The sequence below is a fragment of the Bradyrhizobium sp. 137 genome, from assembly GCF_023074095.1.
Lineage (GTDB): Bacteria > Pseudomonadota > Alphaproteobacteria > Rhizobiales > Xanthobacteraceae > Bradyrhizobium.
The window spans coordinates 95,254-114,856 of the sequence record NZ_JADPKU010000053.1 but is presented as its reverse complement, the minus strand read 5'-3'; the positions used below and the strand labels follow the sequence as shown (position 1 = coordinate 114,856).

At 63.7% G+C, this 19,603-nt stretch carries 25 protein-coding genes; 13 read left to right on the top strand and 12 right to left on the bottom strand.

Features of this window, described 5'->3' with window-relative positions:
• Positions 1-126 precede the first annotated feature (126 nt).
• Positions 127-480, bottom strand: coding sequence for a DUF2200 domain-containing protein (locus IVA78_RS14485; RefSeq protein WP_247280276.1), 354 nt, complete (start codon positions 478-480; stop codon positions 127-129).
• Positions 481-871: 391 nt separating this feature from the next.
• Between IVA78_RS14485 and IVA78_RS14480 the strand changes: the two genes are divergently transcribed.
• The 4 genes from IVA78_RS14480 to IVA78_RS14465 all read left to right on the top strand — a co-directional run bounded on the left by IVA78_RS14480 (position 872) and on the right by IVA78_RS14465 (position 3,528).
• Positions 872-2,143 carry an SDR family oxidoreductase gene (locus IVA78_RS14480; RefSeq protein ID WP_247466089.1) on the top strand — a complete coding sequence of 424 codons (1,272 nt, stop codon included), beginning with the start codon at positions 872-874 and terminating at the stop codon, positions 2,141-2,143.
• A complete protein-coding gene (locus IVA78_RS14475) occupies positions 2,143-2,622 on the top strand; it encodes a DUF2269 domain-containing protein (protein ID WP_247466088.1) in 480 nt (159 codons plus the stop codon). Before IVA78_RS14480 ends, IVA78_RS14475 begins: the two co-directional genes overlap by 1 nt.
• 145 nt (positions 2,623-2,767) lie before the next feature.
• The gene (locus IVA78_RS14470) at positions 2,768-3,223 is read left to right on the top strand and encodes a YidB family protein (RefSeq protein WP_247333699.1); all 456 of its coding nucleotides are present in this window, start codon (positions 2,768-2,770) and stop codon (positions 3,221-3,223) included.
• Between the two features lie 41 nt (positions 3,224-3,264).
• Positions 3,265-3,528 carry a GlsB/YeaQ/YmgE family stress response membrane protein gene (locus IVA78_RS14465; RefSeq protein ID WP_247280118.1) on the top strand — a complete coding sequence of 88 codons (264 nt, stop codon included), beginning with the start codon at positions 3,265-3,267 and terminating at the stop codon, positions 3,526-3,528.
• A gap of 115 nt (positions 3,529-3,643) precedes the next feature.
• On the opposite strand, the gene IVA78_RS14460 is transcribed toward IVA78_RS14465, so the two are convergent.
• From IVA78_RS14460 to IVA78_RS14430, 7 genes are all read right to left on the bottom strand, one after another.
• Positions 3,644-4,378, bottom strand: coding sequence for a hypothetical protein (locus IVA78_RS14460; protein WP_247466086.1), 735 nt, complete (start codon positions 4,376-4,378; stop codon positions 3,644-3,646).
• Positions 4,375-4,791, bottom strand: a complete 417-nt coding sequence (locus IVA78_RS14455) for a phage holin family protein (protein ID WP_247333704.1) — start codon at positions 4,789-4,791, stop codon at positions 4,375-4,377. Before IVA78_RS14455 ends, IVA78_RS14460 begins: the two co-directional genes overlap by 4 nt.
• On the bottom strand, positions 4,788-5,465 hold the full coding sequence (locus IVA78_RS14450) for a hypothetical protein (RefSeq protein WP_247466084.1): 678 nt from the start codon (positions 5,463-5,465) through the stop codon (positions 4,788-4,790). Before IVA78_RS14450 ends, IVA78_RS14455 begins: the two co-directional genes overlap by 4 nt.
• Before the next feature lie 12 nt (positions 5,466-5,477).
• The gene (locus tag IVA78_RS14445; protein ID WP_247466082.1) at positions 5,478-6,437 is read right to left on the bottom strand and encodes a DUF3618 domain-containing protein; all 960 of its coding nucleotides are present in this window, start codon (positions 6,435-6,437) and stop codon (positions 5,478-5,480) included.
• Between the two features lie 489 nt (positions 6,438-6,926).
• Positions 6,927-7,238, bottom strand: a complete 312-nt coding sequence (locus tag IVA78_RS14440) for a hypothetical protein (protein WP_247466079.1) — start codon at positions 7,236-7,238, stop codon at positions 6,927-6,929.
• 21 nt (positions 7,239-7,259) lie between these two features.
• Positions 7,260-7,754 (bottom strand): septal ring lytic transglycosylase RlpA family protein, encoded by a 495-nt coding sequence (locus tag IVA78_RS14435; RefSeq protein ID WP_247466076.1) that lies wholly within the window; start codon positions 7,752-7,754, stop codon positions 7,260-7,262.
• A gap of 204 nt (positions 7,755-7,958) precedes the next feature.
• Entirely contained in the window at positions 7,959-9,176 is a 1,218-nt protein-coding gene (locus IVA78_RS14430) for an LLM class flavin-dependent oxidoreductase (protein ID WP_247466073.1), read from the bottom strand.
• A gap of 171 nt (positions 9,177-9,347) precedes the next feature.
• Between IVA78_RS14430 and IVA78_RS14425 the strand changes: the two genes are divergently transcribed.
• The 5 genes from IVA78_RS14425 to IVA78_RS14405 all read left to right on the top strand — a co-directional run bounded on the left by IVA78_RS14425 (position 9,348) and on the right by IVA78_RS14405 (position 12,646).
• Positions 9,348-10,463, top strand: coding sequence for an ATP-dependent RecD-like DNA helicase (locus tag IVA78_RS14425; RefSeq protein WP_247416313.1), 1,116 nt, complete (start codon positions 9,348-9,350; stop codon positions 10,461-10,463).
• 250 nt (positions 10,464-10,713) lie between these two features.
• Positions 10,714-11,424: a peptide-methionine (S)-S-oxide reductase MsrA gene (msrA, locus tag IVA78_RS14420; RefSeq protein WP_247466071.1), complete on the top strand. Its 711-nt coding sequence runs from the start codon at positions 10,714-10,716 to the stop codon at positions 11,422-11,424.
• A 30-nt stretch (positions 11,425-11,454) separates the two neighbouring features.
• Entirely contained in the window at positions 11,455-11,874 is a 420-nt protein-coding gene (gene msrB / locus IVA78_RS14415; protein ID WP_247466068.1) for a peptide-methionine (R)-S-oxide reductase MsrB, read from the top strand.
• A gap of 108 nt (positions 11,875-11,982) precedes the next feature.
• On the top strand, positions 11,983-12,147 hold the full coding sequence (locus IVA78_RS14410) for a DUF3309 family protein (protein WP_060737078.1): 165 nt from the start codon (positions 11,983-11,985) through the stop codon (positions 12,145-12,147).
• 214 nt (positions 12,148-12,361) lie between these two features.
• A complete protein-coding gene (locus IVA78_RS14405) occupies positions 12,362-12,646 on the top strand; it encodes a hypothetical protein (protein ID WP_247280129.1) in 285 nt (94 codons plus the stop codon).
• Positions 12,647-12,760: 114 nt separating this feature from the next.
• Here IVA78_RS14405 and IVA78_RS14400 read toward each other — a convergent pair whose 3' ends face one another.
• Positions 12,761-13,303 carry a DUF4112 domain-containing protein gene (locus tag IVA78_RS14400; protein WP_247466065.1) on the bottom strand — a complete coding sequence of 181 codons (543 nt, stop codon included), beginning with the start codon at positions 13,301-13,303 and terminating at the stop codon, positions 12,761-12,763.
• Positions 13,304-13,364: 61 nt separating this feature from the next.
• The gene (locus tag IVA78_RS14395; RefSeq protein ID WP_247466062.1) at positions 13,365-13,790 is read right to left on the bottom strand and encodes a DUF5413 family protein; all 426 of its coding nucleotides are present in this window, start codon (positions 13,788-13,790) and stop codon (positions 13,365-13,367) included.
• Positions 13,791-13,934: 144 nt separating this feature from the next.
• Here IVA78_RS14395 and IVA78_RS14390 point away from each other — a divergent pair, with 144 nt between their 5' ends.
• From IVA78_RS14390 to IVA78_RS14380, 3 genes are all read left to right on the top strand, one after another.
• Positions 13,935-14,177: a hypothetical protein gene (locus IVA78_RS14390; protein WP_247280132.1), complete on the top strand. Its 243-nt coding sequence runs from the start codon at positions 13,935-13,937 to the stop codon at positions 14,175-14,177.
• A 31-nt stretch (positions 14,178-14,208) separates the two neighbouring features.
• Complete coding sequence (locus tag IVA78_RS14385; protein ID WP_247333714.1) at positions 14,209-14,433, top strand: hypothetical protein; 225 nt, start codon at positions 14,209-14,211, stop codon at positions 14,431-14,433.
• A 259-nt stretch (positions 14,434-14,692) separates the two neighbouring features.
• On the top strand, positions 14,693-14,959 hold the full coding sequence (locus tag IVA78_RS14380; RefSeq protein ID WP_247333716.1) for a hypothetical protein: 267 nt from the start codon (positions 14,693-14,695) through the stop codon (positions 14,957-14,959).
• 182 nt (positions 14,960-15,141) lie between these two features.
• Here the strand turns inward: IVA78_RS14380 and IVA78_RS14375 are convergent, their stop codons facing one another.
• Together IVA78_RS14375 and IVA78_RS14370 are read right to left on the bottom strand one after the other, a co-directional pair.
• The gene (locus tag IVA78_RS14375; RefSeq protein ID WP_247466059.1) at positions 15,142-16,758 is read right to left on the bottom strand and encodes a hypothetical protein; all 1,617 of its coding nucleotides are present in this window, start codon (positions 16,756-16,758) and stop codon (positions 15,142-15,144) included.
• Positions 16,759-16,795: 37 nt separating this feature from the next.
• Positions 16,796-18,088 carry an adenylosuccinate synthase gene (locus IVA78_RS14370; protein WP_247333720.1) on the bottom strand — a complete coding sequence of 431 codons (1,293 nt, stop codon included), beginning with the start codon at positions 18,086-18,088 and terminating at the stop codon, positions 16,796-16,798.
• Between the two features lie 422 nt (positions 18,089-18,510).
• On the opposite strand from IVA78_RS14370, the gene IVA78_RS14365 reads away from it, so the two are divergent.
• Positions 18,511-19,443: a DMT family transporter gene (locus IVA78_RS14365; RefSeq protein ID WP_247466491.1), complete on the top strand. Its 933-nt coding sequence runs from the start codon at positions 18,511-18,513 to the stop codon at positions 19,441-19,443.
• Positions 19,444-19,603: the final 160 nt, after the last annotated feature.

Here is a 19,603-nt window from a genome sequence, read left to right as displayed (position 1 = left end):
AAGTTGGAGAGCGGAACACGGCCGGTATTGCACCAGCAGCTGCTGCCTCATCCTCGCGATCAGATGGAGCGGTATCCGCCCGTTGGGCCGATGGGTTCGCAAAGAGCTCAATCAGGCGCTCGAGAATCACTCCTTTCGCAAAATCTTGTCCATCGTTTTTCCCCGGGCCAGCTCATCGACCAGCTTATCGAGATACCGGATCTCTCGCATCGTTGGTTCTTTGATATCCTCCACTCGGACGCCGCAAATCACGCCTTTGATCAGGGATCGGGAAGGATTGATCTTGGGGGCCTTTGCAAAGAAGGTCTCGAAGTCCGTCTGTTTTTCCAGTTCAGCTTCCAGCTCCTTCTGACCATAGCCCGTCAGCCAGGAGATGATCTGATCGATCTCGGCTTTGCTGCGTCCTTTCTTCTCTGCTTTCGCGACGTAAAGTGGGTAAACGCTTGCGAAGCTCGTTGTGTAGATCCGATGTTTTGCCATGGCCATTCCAGGAGTTCGCTTGTTGCAGGACTGAGACTCGAGACGATCAGGTGCTCGGCGGCGCCCCAGGTCATACGGAGGCTTGGGTCAAGAAACGCAATTCCGGCGATGCACATTTTTATTTCAGCTCGAGAATCGCCACCTTCCCGCTTCTCCGTACAGGTCCTGCGCCGCCGCCGCGTCCGGTAATCTAGCGTCGGCGCGGCGACCCTCTCATATCGATGGCGACGCAACATCTGCGGCAAGGGCGGTCGCGACAAGGCGCTGTCTGCACCAAACTCACCTGTTCCGCCGCGAGGAACCATTACATCAGCCCTGCTTTATTCGTCTGCGCCTTCAGAATTGATCAGCGGTTTGCGTTCCCCGGGGCGACCAATTGAGGGACCAGTCGATGCGCATCCTGCTCGTTGGGGGGACGGGGCTTATTGGATCGGCAATCCACGCCAGGCTCTCCGCCGACGGGCATGAATGCGTATTGGTGTCGCGTCATCCGGCGGCACCCAATGCGCACCACATCACCCTCGATGTTGCCCGGACCACCGACGCTTCGAAGTGGAAGGGCATTCTTGCGGGCGTCGATGCCGTCATCAATGCGGCGGGTGCCCTGCAGGGGCAGGACATGCAAGGCGTTCATGTCGCCGGCAGCGCGGCACTTTATGCTGCGTGTGAAAGCGCCGGCGTCCGCCGTGTCATCCTCTTCTCGGCGATCGGCAGCAATCGCGATGCCCGGACCGATTTTTCGCGCACCAAACGCGACGGCGAAGCCGCCTTGATGGCGCGGGACCTCGACTGGGTCGTGCTGCGGCCTTCAGTCGTTGTAGGCCGGCCCGCCTATGGTGGCAGCGCATTGTTGCGAGGGCTGGCCTCCCTGCCGGTCCTACCGATCATGCCCGATACGGCAGCTATTCAACCTGTGCATCTCGACGACGTCGTCGACACGGTCCTGTTCTTCCTGCAACCCGGCGCGCCTTCTCGCCTCGCGCTCGATCTGGCCGGTCCGCGGCGGATTGCCTTCAGCGACGCGGTCGCGCTGTTTCGCTCTTGGCTGCGCTGGAGGCCGGCTTACCGGCTGCACCTGCCTTCCTGGGCGGCTTCGGCAGCTTACCGCGCCGGGGACGTTGCCCAGATGCTGGGCTGGGTAACGCCCGTCAACTCGACGGCACAGGCCGAGATGCGGCGCGGCGCGACCGGCGATCCCGAGCCTTGGCGTCAGGCTACGGGCATCGTGCCGCGTGACCTTGCAGCCGCGCTCGCAAGCGAGCCCGCCTCGGTGCAGGAGCGTTGGTTTGCTCGGCTGTATGCGCTGAAGCCGCTGATATTCGGCGTTTTCGGTCTGTTCTGGATCGTCACCGGCATCATCTCCCTGGGACCGGGCTGGGAGATCGGAATGTCGTACGTCCGGGAAGGCGGATTGGGAGAAAGGTTCGCTGCCCTCACCGTCATTGCGGGAGCCCTCGCCGACATCGTCATCGGTCTCGCCATTCTGTGGCGGCCGGCTAGCCTTTACGGGCTCCGGGCAGCACTGATCATCTCGCTGACCTATGTCGTGATCGGTACGGCGCTGGTGCCGCGGCTGTGGGCCGATCCGCTCGGACCGATGCTGAAGATCTGGCCGGTGCTGATGCTCAATCTGGTCGCCATGGCGATCCGAGAGGATCGCTGATGCTCTATTTTCTGGTCAAGATGGTGCACATCATCGGTGCTGCGGTCCTGCTCGGCACGGGTGCCGGCATCGCTTTCTTCATGCTGGTGGCGCATCTGCGCGGCGACCCGCGCGAGATCGCGGGGGTGGCGCGGACGGTCGTGCTGGCCGATTTCCTGTTCACCGCGAGCGCCGTCATCCTGCAGCCGATCACCGGCACATGGCTCGCGTGGTCGAGCGGGTATTCTCTTCGCGAGGGGTGGATTGCGGCGTCCATCGCACTCTACGTGGTGACCGGCGCTTTCTGGCTGCCGGTGGTGTGGATGCAGATGCGAATGCGCGATCTCGCCGTGCGTGCGGTCGAGACCGACGCCAAGCTGCCTGCCGAGTATGACCGTCTCTTCCGGTGGTGGTTCGCCTTTGGATTTCCGGCGTTCGCAGCCGTGCTGGCCATCTTCTGGCTGATGATCGCCCGCCCGGCTATTCCATATTGGGATTGAACTGACGCGGCGCCCGCTCGTTGGCCGCTCATCACGCCCGCTTCCGTTTCGCCTGCACCGGCGCCGGCGAGCTGCGAATGCATGCCTAGGAACAGAACCGGACTGGCCGAGTTCGAGCTGTCTAACCTTATCACGGAGTTACAAGATGAGCCGCGGAATGCCGTCCATGACCGCACTGCTCGGACTGCTGGCCATCGCCGGGTATCAGAACCGCGACAAGCTGGCGGAGTTGCTCAGAGGACCGGGATCTGGCTCGCTTGAACCCGCCAACACCCGCCAGCCGCTGGGCGGCCTGCTCGGCAATCTCACGGGCATGCTGAGCGGGGCGGGTGTCGGAGGATTACTGCAGGGCGGAATTGGCGAGCTGCTGGAGAAATTCGACCAAAGCGGCCACGGGGACGCGGCTCGGTCTTGGGTCAGTTCAGGGCCCAACAAGGACATCTCGCCCTCGCAATTGCGGGAAGCGATCGGCCCCGACGTGCTGGACAAACTGGAGCGGGAAACCGGGCTGTCTCACGAGGAGATCCTCGCAAGGTTATCGCGCGAGCTTCCCCAAGCAATCGACAAGTACACGCCTGAGGGGCGTTTACCCACCTCATAGCCTTCGCACTGCCGTCGTCGTTTATTCAGGAGGAGTGGAGAATGAGCATTATTTGGACCATCATTATCGGCTTTATCGCGGGGGTGATCGCAAAGTTCATCATGCCAGGTGACAACGAACCCTCCGGGTTCATCCTTACGACCATCCTCGGGATCGTTGGCGCCTTCGTAGCCACCTACCTCGGCCAAGCCCTTGGCTGGTACCGTCCTGGAGAGGGTGCCGGACTCATCGGCGCCGTGGTCGGCGCCATCATCGTGCTCTTTGTGTATGGCCTCATCGCCGGACGACAACGGCGCACGATTTGAAGAGCAGAAGGCCGGGCTTTTCTCCGCAGCGACTTGCGTGCGAAGCATCCTGCCTGATCAAGCTCGAGCAAAGGGCGCGCGCCGTTGACGGCCAGCGCGCCCCTTTCTGGTCTCATCAAAGAGACTTCACCTCCGCACGGGCAGCTGCCGCAGCGTCCGTGCCGGCCTGCTTAACTCGGTCCACTACTTCGGCGCTGGTGTCGCTGATTTCTGCGACAACCGTGTCCGAGGCCTCACGCACGGCCTGCGACACCGCGCCGGCGCGCCGGTTCAGGTCGGCTTTCACATCGTCGCTGACCTCGCCGATATACTTGTTCTCGATCTCGGAGGCGCGAAACGCGCCTGCAACCGCCGCACCGATCGCGATGCCCACGAGCCCAAGCACGAGCGGCTGCCGTTCGAGCATATTGGCGAGTGATGACTTCGCGTTGTTTATGGCCTCCCTGTCCGGAAACGCGTTGCCGAGCCTGCTGAACTTCTCCTGCGCGAAGGCAACGCCCTCGTCGAAACGATCTCGGACGTTGTCGGCCGCTCCCGAGACCGCATCGGAAGCGGCAGCGGTCGCGCCTCCCAAGGTTTCTCCGACGCCCGTCGACCGATCGTTGTCCATTTCAGGTGCGGTTGGGGGAGCCTCGGTCTGCTTGATCGCGGATGCCGCCGACCTGAGACCACTCGTCCCAAGGTCGACGACCGGCGCGACGGCATCCGCAGCCGAACGCGCCGCAGTCTTAAGCTGCCGGTCGCCGGCCAACAGCCAGAGGGCTCCACCTCCGATCAGCGCGGCGGCAAGCGGGTTTTCCCGGGCAGCGGCCACCAAATTGTCCATAAAGCTGGTTTTTGTGCTGCTCATCGCACCATTCCCTTGACAGTGTCCTTATCCTTTTCGAGCTGGCCGATCGTTTCCCTGGGGGCCAGATGACGCGCATCAAGCCGGTTGATGCCAACGGCGACCAGCACGGCGGCGATGGCCGCCGCGATAATTGCCGACGTCAGATAAGAGACCGGCTGCGACCATCCCGCGGAGATCAATGCGGCGGATAGGGCGAACAGTGCCATGACGATCGCCGGGATCACCAGAACGGCGCCGCCTACGATCAAGCCTAGCGCGCTGCCGATCTTCTGAAGCTTTTCGCCAACCTCCGCCTTTGCCAGCTCTATCTCGTTCTGGAAGAGCTTGGCGAACTGCGACATGGCATCGCCGAGCAGGGTCGAGATCGCCCTGAACTCGCTTTGACTGGTTTTGATATCGCGCTCGATGCTCATGGTACTGTGTTGCCCTGCGTGGATGAGGTTTGTTGGGGATTAGGGCCACGCCGCACGGACCCCTGAGGCCAGGTCTGTTCTCCCGCCGAAAATGAGGTCCCGCCCGGCTTCTGACCGCTTCCCGGCGACGATCTGTTCGTCGTGTCGCGCTGCCCTGGGGACGAGTGTCCGCCCGATGCCTTCAGGAAGCGGACGGCCGCAAAGCCTGCCAGCACCGATATTCCGAGGAAGGCCGCAGGCTGACGTTTGGCGAAGTCGGTTGCGCCTTCGACGAGATCCCGGAAGCTCCCTTCCCGGATCTTCTGGGCGGCGTCCTCGACATAGTCGGCGGCGGAATCGATGCCACGTGCCGCGAACGGTACGTCGGTCTCAAAAGCTCTTCCGGCTTCGCGGATATTGCCCGCCAGGCGCTCGATGAAATCGGCACCGGACCGCTGCTGCTCACGGGCCTGGCTCTGGATCTGGTCCACGGTTCCCTCCGCGACCCCCTTGGCTGCATCCGCGGCCTCACTGAATTTGTCACGCGCAAGATCAGCCGATGCCTGGAGAGCATCACCGGCGCGCTGCTTCATCTCCGCTCCGGCATCGCCGATCTGTCCTTTCAGATCCTTCGCGGTGCCTTTGTCCTGATCCTTTGCGAACTGCGTTACGTTGTGCGGGTCCAAATCGCTCATGATGGTTTTCCTTCAAGTGTTGGTTTGAGGGGGACTAAAGGCAGCTTTGACCACGTCGCCGGCAGCCTCTTTCAATGTGTCCGCCATGTTCTGCGTCATACGGCTGGCGTGGGCGCCGAGATCAGCCTCGCCGACCCTTTGCGCCGCAACATCGGCTGCCGATGTGGTCGCGTCTTTCGCTGCCTCGAATCCGGATTGCGCCGCAGCCGCCGCGGCCTGCTTCACTCCGTCGCTTGCTCTCCCCATGACCTTGGCTTCAGCCCTGGTCTCGGGAAGAGCCGCAGCAATGATGGCGCCGATCGCCATGCCCAAGCCTCCGATGAGGGCGGCATTGTCGCCAATGGTCTGACGGGCCTGGTCAGGCGCGCTGGCAGCGGCATCCTTGGTTGCATCCATGCCGCTCTTGAGCTTTTCACCCGCGAAACTGGCGGCCCGAGCCGCGCTCGCCCGCAGATCAGCGGCAATTCCAGCGGCCTTGTCCTGCGCGTCACCAGCCATCTCGGCGGCTCGGCTTTGAGCGGAGGATAGCGTCTCCTTGGCATCGCCCTGCATGGCCCGGGCGCCCTCCGTCACCTCCTCTAGCATTCGCCCCGCATTATCCATGACCGGACCGGCGGCGTCTGCAGCGCGATCCCGCACTGTCTTCGAAGTCAGGGCAAGCCCGGCGCCGATCATCAGAAGTGGCAACGGCACACCTCGCGCCAACCGCAGCAACGGAACTCCCACTGCGGCGCCCGCGGCCACTGCGCGCATCGGATTGTCCATAATCTGTTGCTTGAGCCCTTCGACCCAACTCTGGGTCTTGTGGCTGACGTATTCGGTGACTTCGGATTTGATGTGCTGCGGCGAGACCTTGTGGCGAATGTCGTCGGCGGTGTCCGATATCTGCTCCTTTAGTCGCCCTACCGTAGCCGCCAGTTCTGCACGGTTGCGCTCGGACTCGCGTCTCAACTCCTCCACAGATCGTGTCATCGCCTTTACCCTCTTGCTTTATTTCTTGGATTTAGGGTCGAACTCACGCTTTGTTGAATCGTTCCTCGCGCTGCCTGGCGCTTGCTGGTGACGACGAGAGCGGGGAGACCAGCGCGATAAGGAGCGACGTTGACCGTCGGAGACGCGCATTGCGTTTAGGGCTAGGCGCTCGTGCGTGCCGCTTTGCTCTCGATCGACAGCACGCGCCACGCGCGCCGATATCGGCCGACGCTCGAATTGCTAAACAAGGATGACGTGCGCCAACCGAGCTCGCCGCTAGAGGCAGCGCGTTGGCTCGCGAAGCTGATCGCGGCCGTCTGACGGGCCGATTGCGTCAGGCGCCGCAGTAGGCATCGCCATTTCCGCAACAACCCAAAGGGGACAAAGTTGCAATGATCGCCATCTAGCCAATGATTGGATACGAAACGGGCTGAGAGGTCTGCTCCGGGTCAAAATGCCGCGCTTGTGCACTGATCACCGCATACCGGTTCAGCTGCACAGGCCCGCTAACCCGCCGCCGCCTTCCCCGCCGCGACGTTGATCGCGAGCTTGCCCACAGCGGTCGGTGAAGGCCTGCGTATCGATGTCCGCCAGCTTGATCTCGCCATTCATCGCGCCCTGTTTCCACGCCGCCTGCGCCGGATCGTTCTGGAGCTCCGGCATCACCTCGCGGCCGAACAGCTCGAGCGATTGGCAGATGTGCTCGTGGCTCATCTTGCCGGCCTCCTTGAGCAGGGTGATCTGGTCGATATGCGTAGACTTTAGACCGTCAAGGCGGCCCCGCCGTCCCGGGACGTGCACTGCCTCTTCCAACTTGGATTCTCAGCCCACCGGTCCCAGTGTCCAATTGTCCCCTGAAAGCGGACTAACTTTTACGTCCTTAATGACTCCGAGCTCCAGGCTTGGATCGAAATGGCGCATCGTCCGCTCGTTGAAGTCAATGATGCGGCCGGGCCTGAGTGGTCCGACGTCATTTATCTTGACGATGACCTTCTTGCCGACGGCCTCGACGAGGGCAAACTTTGGCCTCACGCCAAATGGGACCCCGCCAAATCTCCGACGCAAACTCGTCTTGATGGCAGCCGTCCAGGCAGAGGGATCATAACGCTCGCCGGAGGCTGTGCGCGGACCGCCCTCCTCCTTGCCGGGCTTAAAGGGATTGTACATGGAGGCAGCGCCGACGAGCGCATTCTCGGAGCTAGCATCGACGACGGTGCTTGAGTGAACTCCCCGCGTTTCACCACGAGCAACGGTAACAGAAACGGCAAGCGCAACCAGGGCGCCGCAAAGTGCGGCGCTCGAGCGGAACAGCATCATAACTCCTATGATTTTTTCGATCGCCGGTTCCCGCCACCGCAAACAGAGCAAGCGAACGCGGAAGCGTTCATGAAGCTTGCGCCGATGTTTTGCGGATTCGTGCCAACCCCTTGGCTATGGAACCGTCGTGGGGAACCAGAGCGGTTCCCACGCAGTGTTTTACGTTGTCGCCGACTAAGACAGAGATTGCGTCAGCAGCATGACTTACCGAACGGCGTGGCCCGCCGCGGCCTTCACCGGGGCGACGTTGATCGCGAGCTTGCCGTAGCGGTCGGTGAAGGCCTGCGTGTCGATTTCCTCCAGCTTGATCTCGCCGCTCATGACGCCCTGCTTCCAGGCCGCTTGGGCCGGATCGTTCTGGAACTCCGGCATCACCTCGCGGCCGAACAGCTCGAGCGATTCGCAGATGTGCTCGTGGCTGTTCTTGCCGGCCTGATTGAGCAGGATGACCTGGTCGATATGCGAAGACTGGAATCGCTTCAGCTTCCTGCGGATGGTCTCGGGCGAGCCGATCAGGCCGCCGCGCAACGCTGCCTCCTGGGCTTGCGGATTGTCGCGCTTCCACTTGTTGTACTCGTCCCACATGTTGACCGTGCCGGGCGCGGGCCGCTGGCGGTTCTGCGCGGCGCCGTAGAAGCGCAGCGCGAACTGGAAGAAGGTGGCGCCGTCGGCGCGGGCACGCGCCTCCTCGTCGGTCTTGGCGCACATGAAGAACGAGACCAGCGCCATGTTCGGGTTGATCTCGTAATCGGCAAGCTTGGTGAGCCGCTTAGTCATCGCATTGTAGTAGGCGTGCACCCAGGCGTGGGCGGCATCGGCGCTGACGAACTGAAAGCCGAGCGCGCCGAAGCCGTGGCGGCCGGCGCGCTCGATGGTCGGCAGTTGCGAGCATGCCATCCACAGCGGCGGATGCGGCTTCTGCACCGGCTTCGGGACGACGTTGCGCAAGGGGATGTCGAAGTACTTGCCGTGATGCTCGCTGCCGCCGTCTTTGAACATCGGGAAGATCGCGGCCACGGCCTCGTCGAACACCTCCTTCTTGCTTTCCATGTCGCGCCCGAACGGCTCGAGCTCGGTGATCGACGCGCTCTCGCCCATGCCGAATTCGCAGCGGCCGTTGCTGAGCAGGTCGAGCACCGCGACGCGCTCGGCGACGCGTGCCGGGTGGTTGGTGGTGAGCTGAAGGATGCCATGGCCGAGCCTGATCTTCTGCGTGCGTTGGCTTGCAGCGGCCAGGAAGGATTCCGGCGAGGGCGAGTGCGAATATTCCTCGAGGAAGTGATGCTCGACCACCCAGGCATGGTCGTAGCCGAGCCTGTCGGCGAGCTCCATCTGCGAGAGCGCGTTCTGGTAGAGCCTGAGCTCGTCACCGGCCACCCAGGGCCGCGGCAATTGCAGCTCGTAGAAGATGCCGAACTTCATGGCGTCGCTCTCCCACATTGTTCTTGTTGGCCTCATCTTAGTGCGTGAGGCAACGCTGTCTACGGAGCAGCAATTCCGCCGTGCGGGAGAATGACTTGATTGCAGCGAACGAACGGTTAGTTTGCCAGTGGCGACTCATTTAAGTGTGGCGCCCGCTCTTCCCGGAAAGCCATGCCGACATTCACCCCGCATCAAGACGCCGCGCTCAAGGCCGTTGGCGATTGGCTGAAAGCAAAACCCGGCCGCGGCGGCACGCCGCCGGTGTTCCGCCTGTTCGGCTTTGCCGGCACCGGCAAGACCACGCTGGCGCGGCACATCGCCGAGGGCGTCGACGGCGAGGTGAAGTTCGCCGCTTTCACCGGCAAGGCGGCGCTGGTGATGCGCAACAAGGGTTGCGACGATGCCTCCACCATCCACTCCCTGATCTATCGCGCCCGCGAATCCGGCGAGGAGCAGCCGAGCTTCGAGCTGTGGGACGACGCGCCAGCCTCAAAAGCCAAGCTGATCGTGATCGACGAATGCTCGATGGTCGACGCCGAATTGGGGCGGGACCTAATGTCGTTCGATTGCCCGCTGCTGGTGCTGGGCGATCCCGCGCAGCTTCCTCCGATCCAGGGCGGCGGCTTCTTCACCAATTCGGAGCCCGACGCGATGCTGACCGAGGTACATCGCCAGGCCCAGGACGATCCGATCGTGCGGATGTCGATGGACGTGCGCGAAGGCCGCGAACTCGACATCGGCCGTTACGGCGAGAGCGAGGTGGTGTCGCGTAAGGAGCTCGATCCTGACCGGGTCATGGGCGCCGACCAGGTGCTGGTCGGCCGCAACAACACCCGACGCGCCTACAACATGCGGGTGCGCCAGCGCCAGAACATAGAGGACGCCTTTCCGGTCGCCGGCGACAAGCTGGTGTGCCTGCGCAACAACCGCAAGAAGGGCCTGTTCAACGGTGGGCTATGGCGCGTGAAGTCGCGCAACACGTCGCGCTCGAAATCGCGCATCCTCAGCATGCGGCTGTCGCCGGACGAGGATTTCGGCCACAAGGTGACGAAGGTCTCGGTGCGCGCCGACTGCTTCGAGGGCGGCGTCGAGCAGATCTCCTGGGAGCAGCGCAAGCCCTATGACGAGTTCGACTACGGCTACGTGCTCACGGTGCACAAGTCGCAAGGCTCGCAATGGGACGACGTCGTGCTGTTCGACGAGAGCTTTGCGTTCCAGGACTCCAGGGCACGTTGGCTATATACGGGGATCACGCGCGCGGCGAAGCGGCTCTCTATTGTCGTTTAAGGTTCGGGGCCGAAGCGTCGTGACACTGGCCATTCCGAGGCGATGCGCAGCTCGAACTATGCTGCGCACTTGCGCTCCTGAGTATCTCCCCCGCCGCCGGAATGACGAGTTGCTCACTTCACGGACTCGTGTCCGGCATTAAGTAATAATGGCCCGGCCGGCCCGTATCTCGGGTAACGAACTGCCTCCAAGCGGGCTGTTCGCTTGACGCCAATCGCCCTACACTAACGCCTTCGAACGAGGATGCGCCATGAGCCGAATTCCTTTCCGTGCCCTGTCCCTGTTTGCCGCGACCGCCGCATTGGCGTTTTCGTTCACCGTGCCGTCGATGGCCGCGGAGGATGCGGTCGTGATCCCCGCTCCCGCTATGGATGCAGCGCCCGCGAGCGGAATCCAGACCGCCGTCGTCGCCGGCGGCTGCTTCTGGGGCGTTCAGGGCGTCTTCCAGCACACCGCGGGCGTCGTCAACGCCGTCTCCGGCTATGCCGGCGGCACCAGGGCGACTGCCGACTACCAGACCGTCTCGAGCGGCCGCACCGGTCACGCCGAGTCCGTCGAGATCAAGTACGACCCGAAGAAGATTACGTACGGAAAGATTCTCCAGATCTACTTCTCGGTGGTGCACGATCCGACCCAGCTCAACCGGCAGGGCCCTGACGTGGGCCCGCAATACCGCTCGGCGATCTTCACCACCTCCGACGAGCAGAAGAAGGTGGCCGAGGCCTATATCGCCCAGCTCAACGCGGCCCGGGTCTTCAACAAGCCGATCGTGACTAAGGTCGGCGCGCTGGAGGCGTTCTATCCGGCGGAGGCCTATCACCAGGACTATCTGACGCTGCACCCGAACCAGCCTTACATCGCCTATAACGACATCCCCAAGGTCGAGAACCTGAAAAAGCTGTTCGCGGATAATTACATTGAAAAGCCGACGCTGGTGAATGCCAGCAAGGCCACCAACTGATCACGAGATGACGAGAGAAACGGGAGACCCATGCCCGATCCCAAGACGAAAACAACGGACGACAAGCTCATCAAGAGCGAAGAGCAGTGGCGGCGCGAGCTGACGCCGATGCAGTACGCGGTGCTGCGCGAGAAGGCGACCGAGCGTCCCTTCTCCGGCGAATATGAGCACGACGAGCGCGCCGGCACCTATGTCTGCGCCGGCTGCGGCAACGTGCTGTTCTCTTCCGATGCCAAGTTCGATTCCGGCTGCGGCTGGCCGAGCTTCAACCAGCCCGCCATCGAGAGCCATATCGACGAGGAGCGCGACACCAGCCACGGCATGATCCGCACCGAGGTGCTGTGCGCCAAGTGCAGCGGCCATCTCGGTCATGTCTTCCCCGACGGCCCTGGGCCGACCGGCCTGCGTTACTGCATCAACTCCGCCGCGCTGAAGCTCGAGCCGAAATAAACTTGGCGCGTCACCGGGTTCTGTCCCGGAACCCGGGCGGCGAAGTGTGCTTTCTCTCGTGGCGGTGCGGTCAGTCATCGCATTTTGGCGGCCGCCAGGGAGAATGCGATGTCACTCGGGACCATCCTGATCATCCTGGTGATCATCTACCTGCTGGGCGGGCTGTCCGGCCGGATCGGCGGTTATGGCTATGGCCTCGGCCATTCCGGCATGGGGATCGGGGGCGTCGTGCTCGTGGTGCTGGTCGTGCTGCTGCTTCTCGGCAAGTTGTAAATCATGCAACCATTTGAAATTGCTTGATTTATCGCGCGCGCGGGGCTGCCATGCGCGGATTCATCATCTCGCATCGCAGGGGTCGCATTTTTGTCAAATCGGCCTATATTAGAGGACGAAAATGCCATGTGCGGCGGGCCCGCTCGATTGCGGCCTCTGCCCTCCCCAACCCCACGCGCTTAAAGCCCCAGAGAAGATCACGAGGTCTTTGACCATGCGTCCACTGCGTCCGTTCAACTTCAACACCTCCGCCGAACTCTTCCCCGCCGCGATCCGCAAGAAGAAGCGCGCGGGCTTCACCTATCGCCGGTTCGGCACCGCGGCCGAAGCCGTGCAGTTCGCGATGGAGCAGTTGCCGACGGATTCGCTGAACGGCGCCTATCTCCAGGTCGAGGAAGCGCGCTTCGACCAGAACGGCATCCGCTCGCTCTATGAGAGTGAGGCCTTCCCGTTGCCCCGCCGTCGCAAGCCGGCGGAGACCGATGCCGACGCGGCGTAAGCTTTCGTAAAGCCATGTAATGTGCGCTGAAAGCGCGATGGCCGAAGGGCCGTCGCGCTTTTTGCGTTTCCCCCCGCCCCGCTTGCGGGGATGGGCGAAGAATGCGCGCGACGCTTAAATCCTCGGCTGCTTCTCCAGCCAGCGGCGGAGCAGGCGCACGTTGCGCATGTTGGCGCGGAACATGACGTCGAAGGCGTCGCCCGCGAACGGGACCAGGCCGACCACGCCGTCAACCGCGACATTGCCGAGCATGCGCGCTGTGATGTACCAGGGCGCGCCCAGCGCCCTCGCCTCGCGCACCAGCCACAACGAGATCGCGGTGGTGATGATGTCGCCGACGACCGGGATCAGCCCGATCAGCCCGTCGATGCCGTAGCGGATATTGGTGCCGGGCAGGATGAAGGCAACGTCGAGCAGCTTTGCGATCGCCTCGAGCCGCGCGATCCGCTGCTCGCGCGTCAGATTGCCGAACGGATTGCCTTGCCCGAATTCGAAGCGAAACTCGCGAAATCCCTGCTCCAGCGTCTCAGGGCGAATCTCGTGACCCTCCTGGTCGATGATCGGCCCGCGCGCTTGCTTAGCCGCAAAGGTCGCATGCGAGCCGCTTCCCGAACGGGATCGGCGCGGAGCAAGGATGTCGTCGTCGGACATGGTCATGGCTTCCAATGAACGCGCCGCGGCGGCGGAGGTTGCTAGGCCGCGCCCGAAGGTCGCGCAGTCAGGTTGGTGCGGTCATTGCCTGCGGCTCCTCGACATATCTATGCACGAACCAGGATGAAATCACTGCCGGTACGAACCCGACGAGGCCGTACAGGATGAACTGCACGGCGCCCGAATCCGGCCCCCGCGAGCTGTAGGTCATCGAGGCCAGGACGAAGGCGAACAGGCCGACCAGCAGCATCCGCAGGACCGGGCCGATCCGTCTGATGTGGATTAGGATGTCGTCGACCGCGCCGATCATCAACGAGGGCAGGAAGCCGAACAGATAGCTGTATTGCAGGGTCTTGAAGAAGACTGCGAACAGCTTGCCGACCTCGCCGAGGCTGGTCTGGGTCCAATAGCCGGACTGATAGGTCGTCGTGAGCAGCAGCAGGAACCCGCCGACGAACGGACCGACTAGCGCAAACACCAGATAGCGTTTCATCGAGCACCCTCTTAACTTCGACACCTTATAGCAGCGCCGGCGGGAACCTTGAATAGCGGGGCGCAGGCTCCGCCTGAAGGGAACAAGTGGCAAAGCGACGAGTTCATGCAGGACCTGAATTGTCCCTGTCAGATTGGAGCCCCGATGCCCCGTAGACTTGTTCTGGCGACATTCGCGCTAGCAGCCCTAACGGGTCTGTCGAACGCACCTGCTCTCGCCCAAGGCCACATGGGCACGCCGCAGGAGCAGAAGGCCTGCTCGCGGGATGCATCGCGCCTGTGCCGCAAGGACCTCGGCAATGACGGTGCGGTTCAGAGTTGCCTGCAAGCCAACCGGGCCAAGCTGTCGAAGTCTTGCAGCAAGGTGTTTCAGAGTCACGGAATGTGAGGACCGGAACCCGCGAACGGAGTGTGAAGCCATGCTGCGCGATGAACAACTCTCGATCCTGCGGGATATCAGCCAGTCCGTTGCCTTCGCCGACGATCGCCACGGCAAGATCGGCGAACTGATCGCCGATGGTTATGTGATGAAGGACGGCGATCTGTTCGAACTCACGGCCAAGGGCGTCACCGCGGTCGAAGAACACGCCGCATCACTCGGCACGAGCGATGCGGCGCAAGCGAGCCATCGCCCGATCGGTTGATCTGACCGCGCGCGCCGGCTTTGCGTGACTCTCGCGCAACAATTGCAAATTCCTTCACGCAGACCATTGCAGCTCCGTGACAATGGCGCATACTTCGCTCGGGCGGCGCAGCACTTTCGATTCGAACATCAAGTAATCGAGCGACCACATGCGGGACCAAAGTTCCCGACGTGAAGGCTGTGACATGCGGCAGATCAAGCCGCGTGCGGCGCCCCAAAATCAAGTGGCTCAAGCCCACGAACTCGGGGACCCATTCCGCATGACACGCTATCAGACGATCGCAACTCTCTTCGCCGTCGCCGCCACCGCCATCGCATTCCAGACATCACCTGGTCTCGCCTTCTCGTCCGAAGCGCAGCAGATGTGCTCGGGCGATGCGATGCGGCTGTGCTCCAGTGAAATTCCCGACATCCCCAGGATCAGGGCCTGCATGGTGCGGAACAAGGCACATGTCAGTCCCGGCTGCCGCGCCGTGATGGACCGCGAGCACGCCGCATCGCGCAAGCGGGAAGCCGCCGCGCAGTAAGGCCGTTCAATTTCGATTGCACTGCTGACCGCGAGAGAGCTCGCTTCACCTCTCCCGTAGGGAGAGGTCGGAGCGCATCGCAGATGCGATCCGGGTGAGTGGTTGCAGTCTCACAAAATGGCGCGGCCCCTCACCCGGATTGCTGCAATCCGAGATCTCCCTGCTGGGGAGAGGTGAAGAGCTCAATCGCCCCACTGCGCGAACGCGTCGTTGAAGACGCGCTCGCCGGGGGCGCCCTTCTCGATCGCGATGATGGCGCGGCGCTGATTGGCGTAGACCAGCGGCACGTCGAACCAGGAGCGCTCCTTCAGGAGCTGGACGTTGCGGGCGCGGTCGGCGTCGACATTGGAAAGGCCGACCAGGAAGAAGCCGTCGGTGACCTTGACGGCGAGGCCGGCGAGCGGCGTACCGCGCGCCTGCTCGTTCGACTTCATCAGGATGCCCGGCACGTTGGAGACGCTGCCGCCCGGAAAGTCCTGCGGAAGGATGAAGGTCAATTCCGCGGTATGGCTCGCCGGCAGCGAGGAATCGGTGTTGCGGCGGAACGACATCGTCATCTTGAACTTGCGGTCGGGGATCTCGATGTCGGCGCGCACGGCGATGTCGGCCTTCTGGTTGCCGGACGCCTTGATCGGCTCCAACCGCCACACCACAGAGCCGACATATTGCTTGCCCTTCGGATCGGACGGATCCTCGTCATAGAGCACGACCTTCTGCGCCACCGGCGCGACCGGCTGGTCGCTCGCCGAAGGCTGGCCGACCCGATCCGGGATCTTCGGCTTGCTCTGCGGCTGGGCCGGATTTGGCGCCTCCACCACCTGGGTCGCGGACGGCTTGAGAAAGCCGTTGACGATCTGGACCAGCTGCTTGCCCCAGAGGATGCCGGCGCCGACCAGGATCAGCACGATGCCGACGGCGATCGCGCTCTTGAACGGGAAGGCGGAGCCGGTGCGGACGCGCTTCTTGGCGTCGCGCTCGGCTGCAACGCGCGCACGCTGCGACGGCGGCTGCGGCGTGTAGCGCTCCGCCTCCTCGACCGACTCGTCGTAGGAATAGGGCGGCTCGGACTCGCCGGTGCGGTCTTCCAGGCTCGGCTCCAGCCGGTCGAACTCCGGCGAGGGCGAGGGCACGTTGGCGTAGGTGCGGCGCGCGGCGCGGCTCGCCTGCGCGGCGGCGCCGCCGAGATCGTTGGCATCGGCCGTGATGTCGCGGAAGCCGCGCACGCCCGGTGCGGGTGGTAGCGCGGGCGGCGGGCCCATGTCCGGCGGGCGGCGCGCACCCGCGCGATCGCGTCCGGCCGGTGGAGGCGTCTGCGGCTCCGCCGTCGGCGGCGGAGCGGACGGGCCGGGCTGGCGCGGGGCGTCGAAACGCGGCGCACGCGGCGGCCGCGGCGCGTCGCCCTGATCGTCAGCACCAAAGGACGGGCGGTCGGCACGCGGCGGCGTCGGGGCCGGAGGCGCGCGCGGCGGGGCCGGCTGAGATGCGGGAGCGTTGCCTTCGGCCGCGCGGGCGCTAGCCCGGCGGAAGGCATCGCCGCTGCCGCTAGGGCGAGTGCCCCCACCGGGGCGCGAGGCCTCGCGGGCGCGCTGGGCGGCCTCCGATTCGACCTTGCGGACGGCCTCTTCCAGCGACAGCCGTTCGCGGGTGATCTCGGATTCGGAGAGCGGCGGCTGCACGCTGCGGAGCTGCGCGATCAGCGCCGTGCGCGCACGCTCATAGAGCGCGCGACGGCTTTCGCCGGGAGCATTGGGGTCCAGGGCGGCAATAGCGCGGGCGATCAGCGGATAGTAATCAGCCATTTCAACTCAACTATACGCGCGTCCTGGTAAGATATCGTTAAGCTTCAAACGGATTTTGCACCAGGATAGTATCTTCGCGTTCGGGGCTGGTGGAAAGCAGCGCGACCGGGCACCCCACCAATTCCTCGATCCGGCGGACATATTTGATGGCCTGGGCCGGCAGGTCGGCCCAGGACCGTGCGCTGGCGGTCGGCTCCTTCCAGCCCTCGATCGTCTCGTAGATCGGCTCGACCCGGCTTTGCGCGCCCTCACCGGCGGGGAAATGGTCGATCTCCTTGCCGTCGAGCTTGTAGCCGGTACAGACCTCGATCGTGTCGAAGCCGTCGAGGATGTCGAGCTTGGTCAGCGCCAGGCCGTTGATGCCGCAGGTCCGGACCGCCTGGCGGACCAGCACGGCGTCGAACCAACCGCAACGGCGGGGCCGACCGGTATTGGTGCCGAACTCGCGGCCGCGCTCGCCAATCTTGCGGCCGGTCTCGTTGTCCTGCTCGGTCGGGAACGGGCCCTGGCCGACGCGGGTCGTATAGGCCTTGCACAGGCCAAGCACGTAACCGACCGCGCCCGGCCCGAGGCCGGCGCCGGTCGCCGCCTGCGCCGCCACCGTGTTGGACGAGGTGACGTAGGGATAAGTGCCGTGATCGACGTCGAGCAGCGCGCCTTGCGCGCCCTCGAACAGCATGCGCTTGCCTTCGCGCCGCTTGATGTCGAGCAGCCGCCAGACCGTCTCGGCATAGGGCAGCAGCTGCGGCGCCATCGCCATCAGCTCTTTCAGGATCACCGCGCTGTCGAATTCCGGCAGGTTAAGGCCGCGGCGCAGCGCGTTGTGATGCGCCAGCAGGCGATCGATCTTGTGCGGCAGCGTCTGATGATCAGCAAGATCCATCAGGCGGATGGCGCGGCGGCCGACCTTGTCCTCATAGGCAGGTCCAATGCCGCGGCGCGTGGTGCCGATCGCGGTCGCTGCGCTGGCGGATTCGCGGTGCGCATCGAGCTCGCGGTGCAGCGGCAGGATCAGCGTGACGTTTTCCGCGACGCGCAGATTGTCAGGGCTGACATCGACCCCCTGCGCCCTGAGCTTGGCGACCTCGTCGAGGAAGGCGGCGGGATCGAACACCACGCCGTTGCCGATCACCGACAGCTTGCCCTCGCGCAGTACGCCGGAGGGCAACAGCGCGAGCTTGTAGGTCTTGCCGTTGATCACGAGCGTGTGGCCGGCGTTATGGCCGCCCTGGAAGCGGACGACGATGTCCGCCTGCTCCGACAACCAGTCGACGATCTTGCCCTTCCCTTCGTCGCCCCACTGGGCGCCGACGACGACAACATTGGCCATTCGCGGGTAATCCCTGTTCAATCTGTCTCTAGGAGGCATGATCCTCGCGGAAAACCGGTGCCCACTCTTCCGGGATCATACCTGCGCCCAGCCCAATCGGCGGCCGGAGCCGCCCGCACGCAAGGCAGCCAACCGGATAAAGGAAGCAGCCCCTCTAGGCAAGCAAGAACGGGGCTTTTTCGGGGCTGGGAAGGCCATCCAAGCCTTTGATATCCCCCGAAAATCCAGAGACCTTCCAGAGCCGAGCCAAAGCCTCGACCAAAGCGCTAGACGCGATCTCGGCCGCTGCATGGTCGCGATGCATCCGTCCCCCATTGATGCAACCCCGATTTCCGTGTCTTTGAACGGCGCCGGGCTATGAACCGGCCCGGATCTCGCCGGGCCGGAAGCCTCGGCGCATGACGCGGGGCCAAACCAATCACATGTCTGCCACGGGCCAGAGCACAGGCGCCGAAACCGCCGGCCAAACCTGGATTGCCAACCAGCCTTATCTGTTGCTCAGCATCACCGCGCTGTGCTGGGCCGGCAACGCCATCGTCGGTCGACTCGCCGCCGGCCACATCCCGCCGGTGACGCTGTCATTCCTGCGCTGGTTCTTCGCCTTCCTGCTGGTGCTGCCGTTCGCCTGGAAACATCTTGCGCAGGACTGGCCCGCGATCCGCGGCCGGCTCGGCCTGATGATCACGCTCTCGATCACCGGCATCGGCGCCTTCAACACGCTGCAATATTGGGCGCTGGAGCATACCCAGGCACTGAACACGCTGCTGCTCCAGTCTGCCGCCCCGCTGATCGTGGCGCTGTGGTCGCTGGCCATTCTGGGGATCAGGCTCACCGCGGCGCAGGCATTCGGCGTGCTGCTGTCGATGTGCGGCGTGCTCACGATCCTGCTGCATGGCGACTTCACCACGCTGTCGAACATCGAGTTCAACAAGGGCGACCTCATCTTCATCGTCGCGCTGGTCATTTTCGCGCTCTATTCCGTACTGACCCTGAAGCGTCCGCCGATGCACGGCCTGTCGTTCCTCGCCTTCACCTTCGGCTGCGGCGCCGCCTGCCTCATTCCGCTGGAGATCTGGGAATTGTTCGCGCGCCCCGTGATGAAGCTCAACGGGCCGAACCTGCTGACCCTATTCTACGTCGCAGTGTTCCCCTCGGCGCTCGCCTATCTCTGCTTCAATCGCGGCGTCCGCCTGATCGGCGCCAACCGCGCCGCGCCGTTCTTCCATGTCGTGCCGGTGTTCGGCTCGATCATGGCGATCGTGTTCCTGGGCGAGCACCCGCAGGTCTTCCATTTCCTCGGCTTCGCGCTGGTGCTGGCGGGCGTGTTCGTGGCGTCACGCAAGCAGGCGAGTTAGCAGCGTATCCAAGCGGACCGCTGCCATCATCTCTCCTCTTGTGGGAGAGGGGAAGAGCACGTTGCGTCCAACATATTAACCGCCAATGACGCCTCCCCGGGTCATGCCTGCATTGTAGCATTGCGGCCGCGTGACTTGTGTCATGACGGCAATCCGGCGC